This window comes from Microbacterium sp. STRO-1N, from assembly GCF_057748015.1.
This window is the reverse complement of record NZ_CM173234.1, coordinates 3,678,845-3,690,891: the sequence shown is the minus strand read 5'-3', so window position 1 is coordinate 3,690,891 and position 12,047 is coordinate 3,678,845. Positions and strand designations below refer to the sequence as shown.

Here is a 12,047-nt window from a genome sequence, read left to right as displayed (position 1 = left end):
AGGTGTGGGCATGACGACGCGAGCGCGAGGCATCGCGCACACGTCCGAGAGCACCGCCTTCCCTCTCGGCGGCATCGGCACGGGCAACGTCTCGCTCGGTGCGCGTGGAGAGTTCAGGGACTGGGAGCTCGAGAACGGCCCGGACAAGGGCCGGCACAACCCGTACTCGTTCTTCGCGATCCACGCGCAGCCGGTCGGCGGTCCGTCGATCACCCGGGTGCTGGAGGCGCGTCCGACCGGGCGCCACGATGCGGATGCGGGGTATGCGTTCGATCGGCTCCTGGGCCTTCCGCGATTGGCGGGTTCGACCCTGCACGGCGAGTATCCGATCGTCGACATCGACTTCGTGGACGATGCGCTCCCGGTCGGTGTCTCCCTGCGGGCCTTCACCCCGCTGGTCCCGCTGGACGCCGACGCCTCCGGCATCCCTGCGGCCGTGCTGCGGTATCGCGTGACCAACCCGCTCGCCGTCCCCGTCGATGTCACGGTGGTCGGCAGCGTCTCGCACACGGCCGGTCGCGGCGAAGGCCCCTGGGGTATGCGTGCAGCGCAGTCCGTGCGCTGGCGCGAAGAGGACGGCATCCGCGGCCTGGACTTCGGCATCGACCTCCCTGAGGAGGATCCCGGCTACGGGACGCTGAGCCTGACGACGGCGGACGATTCCACGACGGTCAAGCCCCAGTGGGTGACGAGCTACTGGCCCGATGGAGCGCGCCTGTTCTGGGACGATCTGACCGACGACGGTCGCCTCCACGAGGAATCACGGTTGACACTCGAGGACCGCCCACGCGGCCTGTTCGCGGAGACGGGCGACGACGCCGAAGAGGTCGCGCTCACGGAACAGCAGATGCTCGACAAGCTCCCGCGCGTGCGCACCGGTTCCCTCGGGATCGTGCACGAGCTCGCGCCGGGGGAGAGCCGGGATTTCGAGTTCGTGCTGTCGTGGTGCTTCCCGAATCGCGTTCGCGGGTGGAAGGGGCACATCGTCTTCCAGGACCCGTATGCGGACGACGTCGTGAGGAATCACTACGCGACGCTCTGGCCGGATGCCTGGGCCGCCGCCGCCCACCTGCATCGCGAACTGCCTCGGCTCGAGGCGGCGACGACGGCTTTCGTCGACGCGTTGTACGGCGGAACACTCGACCCCGTCCTCGCCGACGCCGTCGGCGCGAACATCGCCGCGCTGCGCTCGACCACCTGCTTCGTCCTGGAATCGCCGGTTTCCGAACTCGGCGACGGACCCGTGTTCGCCGCGTGGGAGGGGTCGTTCGACCATGGCGGATCCTGCGAGGGCACGTGCACGCACGTGTGGTCCTACGCGCAGACCGTGGCCTGGCTGTTCCCCTCGCTCGAACGCACGGCGCGGCGGGCCGAGTATCTGCTCGAGACCGACGGCACGGGCGCCCAGAAGTTCCGCGGCAACCGGATCTTCGGCGGCCCGTCGTGGTTCATGGGTCCGGCGGTCGACGGACAGCTGGGCACCTTCCTGCGCCTGCATCGCGAATGGCGCTTCAGTGGGGACGATGCCTTCCTCCGTGAACTGTGGCCGACGGCGGCACGAACTCTGGAGTACGCCGTGCGGGAGTGGGATCGCGACGGCGACACTCTGCTCGACGGCGAGCTGCACAACACCTACGACATCGAGTTCCATGGGACGGAGCCGCTGGCGAACGGCATGCTCCTGGCGGCGCTGCGTGCAGGCGTACGCATGGCGACCCACCTCGGCGAACAGGAACGCGCGCAGCAGTGGGGCGACCGTGCAGACCGCGTCGCCGCAGCCATGGACGCCCTGCTCTGGAATGGCGAGTACTACCGGCAGATCATCGACGACCCGGATGCGCATCGCTACCAATACGGCGACGGAGTGCTGTCCGACCAGCTGCTCGGCCAGTTCCACGCCTTCATCGGCGGGCTGGGCTACCTGCTGCCCCGCGACCACGTGGACTCGGCCCTCGCCGCCATCGTCACGCACAACCACCGCGCAGACCTCACCCGCCACGAGAGCACGCAGCGCGTCTATGCGCTGAACGACGAGGGCGGGCTGCTGCTCGCATCCTGGCCGCACGGCGGCCGCCCCGGTATCCCGTTCGTCTATTCGGATGAGGTGTGGACCGGCGTCGAGCATCAGGTCGCGGCATCTCTTCTCTTCGCCGGTCGCGTCGATGACGCGCTGCGGATCGAACGCGCGCTGCGCGCCCGCTACGACGGGACGCACCGCAACCCGTGGAACGAGATCGAGTGCGGCAACCACTACGCCCGCTCGCTGGCGTCCTGGGCGCTGCTCCTGGGCGCATCGGGCGCGCAGTGGGACGCTCCGTCGAAGACCCTCGCGTTCGCGCCCGCCGCGCCGGGGCGGTTCCGATCACTGTTCACGACCGGGACGGGGTGGGGTGAGGTCGAGATCGACGACCAGCAGATCGCCCTGACCCTCCGGGGCGGCGCACTCGACCTCGACCACCTCGTGCTGCGCGATCGGACCGTTGCCCGCGACCTCCGGCTCCGCACCGGGGACACTGCCCAGCTGACCATCACCCACAACGGAGACCCATCATGACCTACACGCTCCCCGCCCCGGCATCCCGTCCGGCATCCGTGCCCCGGACGGCCTACCTCATCACCTCCGGCGACCTGCGCGAATCAGCCAACATCGCCGGCTGGCCGGTGCAGGAGGCGACCGAAGCCGCAGTGACGCGCGCGTTCGAGGAGCTCGGCTGGACCGTCGTCCGTCCCTTCGGCGTCGACCCGGCGACCGGCCACGGCTACATCTCGAGCCAGCGCATGGGGCTCGAGGTGTTCAAGAGCATTCCTGTCGACGCGCCACTGGTCGTCGCCACGGCCAACTGGCAGTACTCCCACCACGTGCTCGCCGGACTCCGCACCCACCGGGGCCCGATTCTCACGACGGCGAACTTCGCGCCGGACTGGCCGGGCCTCGTCGGCCTGCTCGGGTTGAACGCCGGCCTGACCAAGATGGGCAAGCCCTACGCCACGATCTGGTCGGTCGACTTCACCGACGACTGGTTCAAGAAGGGGCTGGCGGAGTGGACCGAGACCGGCGCGATCACGCACGACGCCTCGCACGTGCGCGCTCTCCCCCCGCTGCCCGACTCCCCGGAGAAGGAGCTCGGGGAGGCGCTCGCCGCCGAACTCCTCGCCGACAAGGCCATCATCGGTGTGTTCGACGAGGGCTGCATGGGCATGTACAACGCCATCTTCGACGACGAGCTGCTGAATCGGACCGGCGTCTACAAGGAGCGGCTCTCGCAGTCGGCCCTCTACGCCGAGATGCTCGAGGTCACGGATGCCGAGGCCGACGCCGCCTATGACTGGCTGATCGAGCACGGCATGACCTTCCAGTACGGTTCGGATGCCGCGACAGAGCTCACCCGCGACCAGGTGCAGTGGCAGTTGAAGATGTACATCGCCGCGCTGCGGATCGCCGACGACTTCGGATTGGATGCCGTGGGCATCCAGTATCAGCAGGGGCTGAAGGACCTCGTCCCGGCATCCGACCTGGCCGAAGGCATCCTGAACTCCACCGAGCGCCCGCCGGTGCGCTCCCGCGACGGATCCCGCGTCCTGCACGAGGGCCGCGCCTTCCCGCACTTCAACGAGGCCGACGAGGGCGTCGCCGTCGATGCGCTCGTGACCGACCGCGTCTGGCGGGCCATGGGCCTCGTCCCCGACAACACCCTGCATGACGTGCGCTGGGGCGAGGATTACGACGGGCAGTTCGTCTGGGTCTACGAGATCTCGGGGTCGGTCCCGGCATCCCATCTCGGCGGCTGGGACAAGGCCGAGGGGTGGCGTCAGGGGCACGTCTTCTTCCCGGCCGGAGGTGCGACGATCAACGGCGTCTCGAAGCCCGGCGAGGTCGTGCTGTCGCGGGTGTTCATCGCCGACGGCATCCTGCAGGCCGACATCTTCCGCGGCTCGGTCATCGAGCTTCCGGATGCCGAGACGCAGCGCCGCAAGGATGCCACCAACCCCGAGTGGCCGATCGCGCACGTCGTGCTGCACGGGCAGACCCGCGACCAGTTCATGGCCCGCCACAAGGCCAATCACGCGCAGCTCGTATACGCCCCGGATGCCGAGACGGCCGACAAGGCGCTCGTCGCGAAGGCCGCGATGTTCGCCGGCATGGGGATCAGGGTGAACCTGGTGGGCGACGTCGCGATCTGAGGACCGCGCCGGACCTGGCACGAAGCCCCTGCGGCGTGTCCGGGTTGGTGCGGGTCACACGACGGCTAACCCGCATCAGTCCGGACATCATCGAGACGCGTGTCCGGGTTCGTGCGGTCGATGCGCCTTCGCACCCTCGCGAACCCTGGCATCCCGCGGCGGGAGGCCGGCCTGCCGGCACGATCAACCGGATCGTCAGGGATGCCGCGGCAGCAGCCCGTCGACGAGAGCGTCCACGATGGCATCCGTCGACGTCTCGGGGTCGATCGATGACGTGAGCCTGTCGAGCAGGAGACCGTCGATCGCGTAGTGGAACAGGGCGATCTCGCGGGCGCCGCCGGGGAGGCCGGCGGCGTCGTTGAATGCGACGTCGGCGGCGAATCCGGTGCGCAGCCACGACGAGACGGTATCGGCGAGATCGGGACGGCGCGCCGACTCCAGCCGCAGCTCGAACAGTGCGAGCGTGACCTCGCGCTCGGTCGACAGGCGCCGCACGATGTCGCGCAGGTACTCGGCGAACAGCTCGCGACTCGGCTCCTGCGCGGCTCGCCGTTCGAGGTCCTCCGGCGTCGGCGCGAGGCGGGCGCCGATCCGTTCGAACAGCCCGGCGATCAGAGTCTCGCGGGTGCGGAAGTAGTTCGACGCGGTCCCGATCGGCACTCCGGCGCGCTCGTCGATCGCGCGATGCGTGAGACCGCGTGATCCTTCGGTGGCCAGGACGGCGATGCCGGCATCCGCCAACGCATTGCGACGTGCTTCGTTCTTCGCCATGGCAGCAGACTAGCGCAACCACTGCACCTGTTGTAGTCTCTAACCACTTCACCTGTCGTGATTGGAGCTCTTATGCGCGAACTGACCTACTACGTCGCCGTCACCCTCGACGGCTTCATCGCCGGCCCGAACGGGGAGTTCGACTTCTTCCTCGCGGAGGGCGATCACCGGGACGCCATCAACGCCCGGTTCAACCAGACCATCCCCACACAGATCAACGAGGCCCTCGGCATCCCCACGGACGGCGAGCTGTTCGACACCGTCCTGATGGGCTGGAACACCTACGCGGTCGGGCTGCCGGTCATGCCGAGCCCGTACCGCCACCTGCGTCAGGTCGTCTTCACCGGCCGCGCCACCGAGCCGACGGAAGGAGTCGAGTTCGTCGACGCCGACCCGGTCGCGACGGTGCGCGCGCTCAAGGCCGAGGACGGCAAGGGCATCTGGCTGTGCGGTGGGGGAGCGCTCGCCGCCGCACTGGCTGATGAGATCGACCGGCTCGTGCTGAAGATCAACCCCGTGCTGATCGGCGATGGCGTCCCGCTGTTCGCAGGCCGCGGCTACGCGCCGACAGCCCTCGAGCGCACGGCGACGACGGCGTTCGAATCCGGCGTGGTGCTCGCCGAGTACGCGCGCGCCTGACGGACTCGGGTCGGCCGCGTGTCCGGGTTGAGGCGGGTGAGCGACCGCTCGACCCGCCCGAACCTGGACATCGACCCCAGCATGTCCGGACTTCTGCGGGCGGCGGGCCCATCGTCCCGCACCAACCCGGACACCCATCCCCTGCGTGTCCTGGTTCGCGTGAGTCGAATCACCACCGACCCGCACCGACCCGGACACGCCAGCGGGGCGGGAGGGCATGAGCCCTCCCGCCCCGCTTTGCGCGCGCGGATTACTCGCGGGCGAACGCCGCCTGCGCCTCGAGCTCGAGATCGAGATACTGCTCCTCGCTCACGTCGATGCCGACCCCCAGCAGCTTGCCGTTCGCGAACGGGAACGGGTTGGTGTACTGGTGGCTGACCGCGTCCGCGCTGTCGAAGCCGATGCACAGCCCGTCGCCGCACAGCGTGAACTTTCCGATCTGCGCCCGCATCGGCCCCTCGGCGACGACCTGATCGTCGACGTAGAGCTTCGCGGTTCCGATCGACTCGCCGTGCTCGCCAGCGCTCTCGCGGATGAACTCGACACCCAGCGCGTGCGGCCCCGGCGTGAGGACACCCGACGTGAACGTTTGCTCCGGCGGGATGCCGAGGAAGTTGTACACGTAGTTGAGCCTGCCGTCCTTGATGAACAGCGCGTGCCCGCCGAAGCGCGAACCGTGGGCGAAGATGACGCCCTGGGTGCCCTCTTCGACCACGACGTCGCCGATGATCTTGAAGGACCTGCCGCGGACGTTCACCGCCACCGACTCCGGCACCGCGGTGGTGCCGGGGTAGTAGATGTAGCGGTTCCGCGGCGGCTCGGCCTGCGGGCGCTCGATCGTGAGCTGCTCGCGGGCGGGACGGTCATCGAGCGGATAGACGTTGTTGTCCTTCGCCTCGATCTCGAACGCCTCGATGAGTTCGGCGAGCTTGTCCGGATGCTCCGCCGCGAGATTCCTCGACTCCGAGCGGTCGGCGTCGACGTGGTACAGCTCCCACCGGTCCTCGTCGAAGCGGCCGTGGCCGGTCAGCGGTGCATGGATCGTCGACGCCTTCCAGCCGTCCTTCCAGATGCCGCGCGTGCCGAGCATCGAGTAGTACTGCACGTGCTTCTCGGTGGGGGCGTCCGGTGCGGCGTCGAAGGACGACTTCATCGAGACGCCGGCCAGCGGGCGCTGCTCGACTCCGCGGAACACCTCGGGGAACTCGATGCCGATGACGTCGAGGATCGTCGAGACGACGTCGACGGAGTGGTGGTACTGGTGACGGACCTCGCCCTTGGCCTTGATGCCGGCCGGCCAGTGGATGATCATCGGGTCGCACGTGCCGCCCGAGAACTGCGAGTAGCGCTTGAACATCTTGAACGGGGTCGAGAACGCCGCCGCCCACCCGGTGGGGTAGTGGTTGTACGTCTCGTTCGAGCCGAGTTCGTCGATCTTGTTCAGGTTCTCCTGCAGATCGTCGGGGAACCCGTTGAAGAACTTGTTCTCGTTGACCGAGCCGTCGGGGCTGCCCTCGCCGGAGGCGCCGTTGTCGGCGCAGTAGAAGATGAGCGTGTTCTCGAGCTGACCCGACTCCTCGAGGTAGTCGATGACGCGCCCGATCTCGGTGTCGGTGTACTCGCTGAAGGCGGCGAAGACCTCGGCCATGCGGCTGAACAGGCGCTTCTCGTCATCCGAGAGCGAGTCCCACGGCTTGACGTGGTCGGCCGCGTTCGCCTGGTCCTCCGGCATCGGGTTGAACTCGGTCAGGGCCGTGTCTTCGGGCAGGATGCCGCGCTCGATCATGCGCTCGAGCACCCAGGTGCGGTACGCGTCGTAGCCGTCGTCGAAGAGACCCTTGTACTTCGCGATGTACTCGTCGGGCGCCTGATGCGGCGCGTGGTTGGCGCCGGGGTTGTACCAGGTGAACCAGGGCTTCGACGGGTTCGACGACTTCTGGTCGCGGATCATGCGGATGGCCTGATCGGCGAGGTCCTTGGAGAGGTGGTAGCCCTCCTCCGGCGTGTACGGCGCCTCGATGAAGCGGTTGTCCTCGACGAGGTCGGGGTACCACTGGTTGGTCTCGCCGCCGAGGAATCCGTAGAAGCGGTCGAAGCCCATCGCGAGCGGCCACTGCGACTTGCTGCCACCCGAGGAGATGTCCTCCTCCGGGACGTTGTGGTTCTTGCCCACCCAGAACGTCGAGTAGCCGTTGTCCTGCAGGACCTGCCCGATGGTCGCGCACTCGGCCGGGATGCGTCCTGAGTAGCCGGGGAAGCCGTTCGTGCCCTCCATGATCACGCCCATGCCGTTGGCGTGGTGGTTGCGACCGGTGAGGAACGTCGAGCGCGTCGAGGAGCAGATCGAGGTCGTGTGCCACTGCGTGTACGTGAGGCCGTTCTCGGCCAGGCGGTCCAGCGTCGGCATGTTGATGCGCCCGCCGTACGGCGACCAGGAGGCCATGCCCGTGTCGTCGTACAGGATCACGAGGATGTTGGGTGCGCCCTCGGGCGCCTTCGGCAGCTCGTAAGGGCTCCAGTCGGGCACCGAGTCCCGCACATCGACCGCGATCTTGCCCGCGAATTCCTTGGACATGCGTTCCCTCCGTTCGGGAGCGCGGATGCTTCCGCGCACGTACGATCCAAACGCTACCCGTGGCGCTCCGGCCGGGCCAGAGGTTCACCCGGAACGGGCTAGGAACAAATCGGAACCGCGCCGCCGTCGCGGCGCGCGGATACGGTGGGAGCGTGACGACACACGATCAGGTCCTCCTCGACGGCGGAACGTTCCTCATGGGATCCGAAGAGTTCTACCCCGACGAGCGCCCGGTGCACGAGCGCACGGTCGCTTCGTTCCGCATCGACCGCTACGAGGTGACGAACGCGCAGTATGCCGCGTTCGTCGACGACACCGGTTACGTGACGGTCGCCGAACGCGAGCTGGATCCCGCCAAGTTCCCGGGCGCGGATCCGGCAGATCTGGTTCCCGGCTCGATGGTGTTCACCCCGACGGCCGGACCCGTCGACCTGCGCAACTGGCGCAACTGGTGGCGGTGGCAGCCCGGGGCCTTCTGGCGCCGCCCGTCAGGGCCCGACTCGTCGATCGACGATCGCCTGCGGCATCCGGTGGTGCACATCGCCTTCGAGGACGCGAACGCCTATGCCGACTGGGCAGGTCTCCGCCTGCCCACCGAGGCCGAGCACGAGTACGCGGCGCGCGGGGGCCTCGAGGGCCAGCGTTTCGCCTGGGGTGATGAGGCGTACCCGGACGGCGTCGCGCAGGCCAACTCGTGGCTGGGGCGCTTCCCGTACGACAATCAGGGCGTGGGGGATGCCGCGCCCGTCGGCTCGTACCCGTCGAACGGCTATGGGCTGTTCGACATGATCGGCAACGTGTGGGAGTGGACGAGCGACTACTACACCCCGCGTCACCTGCGGCTGTCGGACAAGCCGGTGGATGCCGGAAAGCGCGCCAATCTGCTCGCCGCCGCGAGTGCGGTGAGGGAGTTCCCCGAGATCCCTCGGCGTGTGCTCAAGGGCGGCTCGCAGCTGTGCTCGCCGGAGTACTGCCTCCGTTTCCGTCCGGCGGCCCGGTCACCGCAGGCCGAGGACACCGGGATGAGCCACATCGGCTTCCGCTGCGCGAGCGACGCCTGACGCCTCCCTCGTTCGCCACTCTCGTTCGTTGAGCGAGCCCCCTTTCCGTTCGCTGAGCGAGGACGACGGAGTCGACCGAGTCGAAACGCGGTGACGGCCGAACAGCAGCGACCGCGTTTCGTCTCGCTTCGCTCGCTCAACGAGCGAAGGAGGGGGGAGACGAGCGAGCGGGAGACGCGCAAACAGCCATCGGGTCAGGTCGGGAAGACCTGCGACCAATCGTCTCGGACGCTGATGACGGTGAGATCGTCGGCCGCCAGCGCCTTCTCAGCACCCTTGTCGTACGGCGCGTCACCACGATCCGTGTCGTCGTCGTGGTGCACGAGCAGCGCAAGGCTGCGCGGGCTGCCCTGGGCGAAGCGCAGCATCGGGAGGTCGCCGTTCGAGTTGCCGGCGGCGAGGATCGGCCGTCGACCGGTGCGCATCCAGATCCGGACCGGCTTCTCGGGGCCGTCGTCGAAGTAGGCGAGCTTGGGTGCGTAGCGCACGACGTTCGCCTCCTCGTCGTAGGTGAGCCCGAGTCCGGTGCCGATCACGCGTTCGGCAGGGATGCCGTAGTTCGCCACCGTCATCGGACGCATGAAGTCGCGCTCGCCGCCCGAGACGATGTAGGTCGCGAACCCGTTCGCGTCGAGGTAGCGCACGAGCTCGACCATCGGCTGGTAGACGGTCAGCGAGTACGGGGTGCCGAGTGAGAGGTGACGGGCGTCGCGATAGAACTCCTCGACCGAGGCGGCGTACTCGTCGACGCTCTGCCCGGCCGAGCTTCCCGCGACAGCGGCGATGAGCACGCCCAGGTCCGCGTCATCCCCGGCGTAATGCTTGTCGACGGCCGCGGCCAGCCAGCCGAGGTCTCCCGATACCGCTGCCTGGTAGGGCTGCTTCTCAGCCAGCGTCGGATCGGCCTCGGCGGCCCTCTTCCACTCGCCCAGCAGATAGTGCAACTGGGTGACCATGGGCTTCTCGGTCCACAGGGTTCCGTCGTTGTCGAAGACCGCGACGCGTGCCTCGGGGGCGACGTAGTCCGCGCCGCCCTCGTCGGTCACGGCCGAGACGAAGTCGATGATCGCGGTGCGGGTGGCGGTGTCGCGCCACGAGGGCAGGATGTCGGTCATTCGCGTTCCTTTCAGCGGGGTCGACCGGATGCCGCGGTCAGCCCTTCTTCGACCGAATCGTGTGTTCGGCCGTCCTTCTCCAGCCCTGCATACCAGGGCATGTTCTGCGCGACCATCCGAGCGCTCTCGGGTAGACGGGCGAGGTGCAACGCGATGCCGAGCTGAGCGAGCTCACGATCGAGTTCTTCCAGCGCCTCCAGCACCGTCACCGTCACGACATCGAGCCGGTCGACGTCGAGGATGACAGCGGTCGTGTCGGAGCTCTTCGTGGCGAGAGCGATGATGGCTCGCTCGTTCTCGAGGGCGTTGCCGGTGTACAGGCCTTGTCCCAGATGGATCGCCACGACCGAACGCCGACGGTCGAGGACGCGCAGTCGCGGAATGTTGATCTCCCTCAGCACGAGGATCAACGTCAGCACGACCCCGACGGCGACGGCCGCGAGCAATCCGGCGGACAAGCCGATGAGAGCGACCGCGAGCGCGATCCAGAAGTCCCGCGGACTGATGTGCGCCCACCGGATGAGCTCCGGGATGTCGATGAGGCCGACGACCGCGACGAAGACCATCGCTGCGAGGGTGGCCTCCGGCAACAGGCTCAGCACAGGTCCGAAGAACAGTGCGACGAACACCGCGAGCGCCACGGTGACGATCGACGACAGTTGCGTCTTCGCTCCGGCCGCCTGATTGACCGCGCTCTGCGAGAACCCGCCGGCCGCCGGCATCGCCGTGAAGAAGGCGCCGACGACGTTCGCGGCCCCGGTGGCGAACAGCTCACGGTTGCTGTCGATCGGCGGTTCGGTCGCACGCCGGATGCCGCGGGCGACCGCCGCGGATTCCAGGAACGCCATCACGGCGATCGCGAGAGCTCCTGGTACGAGTTCGGCGACGTGCGCGAGCTCGGGCAGCCGGGGCACCGGGAATCCGGACGGCACCGGATCGATCAGCGAGACGCCCAGCGATGTGATCCCGGTGAACGCCGCGAGCAGGATCCCGGCGGCGACGACGATCAGCGTGCCGGGGACCCGTGGTGCGAAGCGCTGCAGCACGACGAGCACGACGATCGACCCGATCGAGAGAGCGACGGTCGGCCCGTTGACGCTGTCGAAGGCATCCACGACGGCGATCAGCGAACGGAAGAAGCCCTCTCCCGATAGGTTTCCGGATTCGCCGAGCAGTTTCGGCAGCTGCCCCACGGCGACGGTCGCGCCAACGCCGATCTTGATGCCGAGGACGGTCGCCGACGAGATGTTCTCCACGAGCGAGCCGAGGTTCAGCAGCCGCGCGATCACGAGAACAACCCCCACGAGCAGCGTCAGCGTCACGAGGGCGCCGAGCGCGGCATCCGGATCCGGCGCGCTCGCCGCGACACCAGCCGTGACGAGCGTCGTCGCGGTCAGCGTCGCGATCGTCGACGTCGTCGAGACGCTCATGGCCTGGCTGCGGCCGAGGAGCGCGTAGACGAGCATCGGCACGACGCAGGTGTACAGCCCGACCTGCACCGGCAGGTTCGCGATCGTCGCATACGCCATCGCCTGCGGCACGACCACGGCGCCGGCGGACAGCCCGCCGATGACATCGCGCGCCAGCCATTCGCGACGGTACCCCGCCAGCGTCGGCAGCAGCGTGCGCGGCGCCGGGCGTCCGGGGGCGGAGGAAGTCACATGCGCGAATCTACCGGCCAGCGCCGATCATGCGTCACACTTC

Annotated in this window: 8 protein-coding genes; 4 read left to right on the top strand and 4 right to left on the bottom strand. The window is 68.3% G+C overall.

Annotation, left to right across the window (positions count from 1 at the left end; all coding sequences use genetic code 11):
* The first annotated feature begins 10 nt into the window (after positions 1-10).
* Positions 11-2,554, top strand: a complete 2,544-nt coding sequence (locus AC3ANJ_RS17825) for a GH116 family glycosyl-hydrolase (RefSeq protein WP_488317471.1) — start codon at positions 11-13, stop codon at positions 2,552-2,554.
* Positions 2,551-4,182, top strand: a complete 1,632-nt coding sequence (locus AC3ANJ_RS17820) for a fucose isomerase (RefSeq protein WP_488317470.1) — start codon at positions 2,551-2,553, stop codon at positions 4,180-4,182. Before AC3ANJ_RS17825 ends, AC3ANJ_RS17820 begins: the two co-directional genes overlap by 4 nt.
* 195 nt (positions 4,183-4,377) lie before the next feature.
* Here AC3ANJ_RS17820 and AC3ANJ_RS17815 read toward each other — a convergent pair whose 3' ends face one another.
* Positions 4,378-4,953: a TetR/AcrR family transcriptional regulator gene (locus AC3ANJ_RS17815; RefSeq protein WP_488317469.1), complete on the bottom strand. Its 576-nt coding sequence runs from the start codon at positions 4,951-4,953 to the stop codon at positions 4,378-4,380.
* 72 nt (positions 4,954-5,025) lie between these two features.
* Between AC3ANJ_RS17815 and AC3ANJ_RS17810 the strand changes: the two genes are divergently transcribed.
* Positions 5,026-5,592, top strand: coding sequence for a dihydrofolate reductase family protein (locus AC3ANJ_RS17810; RefSeq protein WP_488317468.1), 567 nt, complete (start codon positions 5,026-5,028; stop codon positions 5,590-5,592).
* A gap of 250 nt (positions 5,593-5,842) precedes the next feature.
* Here the strand turns inward: AC3ANJ_RS17810 and AC3ANJ_RS17805 are convergent, their stop codons facing one another.
* The gene (locus AC3ANJ_RS17805; RefSeq protein ID WP_488317467.1) at positions 5,843-8,167 is read right to left on the bottom strand and encodes an arylsulfatase; all 2,325 of its coding nucleotides are present in this window, start codon (positions 8,165-8,167) and stop codon (positions 5,843-5,845) included.
* Between the two features lie 197 nt (positions 8,168-8,364).
* On the opposite strand from AC3ANJ_RS17805, the gene AC3ANJ_RS17800 reads away from it, so the two are divergent.
* The gene (locus AC3ANJ_RS17800; RefSeq protein ID WP_488319313.1) at positions 8,365-9,228 is read left to right on the top strand and encodes a formylglycine-generating enzyme family protein; all 864 of its coding nucleotides are present in this window, start codon (positions 8,365-8,367) and stop codon (positions 9,226-9,228) included.
* A gap of 194 nt (positions 9,229-9,422) precedes the next feature.
* Here the strand turns inward: AC3ANJ_RS17800 and AC3ANJ_RS17795 are convergent, their stop codons facing one another.
* Together AC3ANJ_RS17795 and AC3ANJ_RS17790 are read right to left on the bottom strand one after the other, a co-directional pair.
* Positions 9,423-10,343: an HAD family hydrolase gene (locus tag AC3ANJ_RS17795; RefSeq protein WP_488317466.1), complete on the bottom strand. Its 921-nt coding sequence runs from the start codon at positions 10,341-10,343 to the stop codon at positions 9,423-9,425.
* Positions 10,344-10,354: 11 nt separating this feature from the next.
* Complete coding sequence (locus AC3ANJ_RS17790) at positions 10,355-12,004, bottom strand: SulP family inorganic anion transporter (RefSeq protein ID WP_488317465.1); 1,650 nt, start codon at positions 12,002-12,004, stop codon at positions 10,355-10,357.
* Positions 12,005-12,047: the final 43 nt, after the last annotated feature.

What these genes read in the sequence shown, in the direction of transcription:
- AC3ANJ_RS17825 (WP_488317471.1), top strand. Translation starts at nt 11, where the DNA reads ATGACGACGCGAGCGCGAGGCATCGCGCACACGTCCGAGAGCACCGCC.
- AC3ANJ_RS17820 (WP_488317470.1), top strand. Translation starts at nt 2,551, where the DNA reads ATGACCTACACGCTCCCCGCCCCGGCATCCCGTCCGGCATCCGTGCCC.
- AC3ANJ_RS17815 (WP_488317469.1), bottom strand. Translation starts at nt 4,953, where the DNA reads ATGGCGAAGAACGAAGCACGTCGCAATGCGTTGGCGGATGCCGGCATC.
- AC3ANJ_RS17810 (WP_488317468.1), top strand. Translation starts at nt 5,026, where the DNA reads ATGCGCGAACTGACCTACTACGTCGCCGTCACCCTCGACGGCTTCATC.
- AC3ANJ_RS17805 (WP_488317467.1), bottom strand. Translation starts at nt 8,167, where the DNA reads ATGTCCAAGGAATTCGCGGGCAAGATCGCGGTCGATGTGCGGGACTCG.
- AC3ANJ_RS17800 (WP_488319313.1), top strand. Translation starts at nt 8,365, where the DNA reads ATGGGATCCGAAGAGTTCTACCCCGACGAGCGCCCGGTGCACGAGCGC.
- AC3ANJ_RS17795 (WP_488317466.1), bottom strand. Translation starts at nt 10,343, where the DNA reads ATGACCGACATCCTGCCCTCGTGGCGCGACACCGCCACCCGCACCGCG.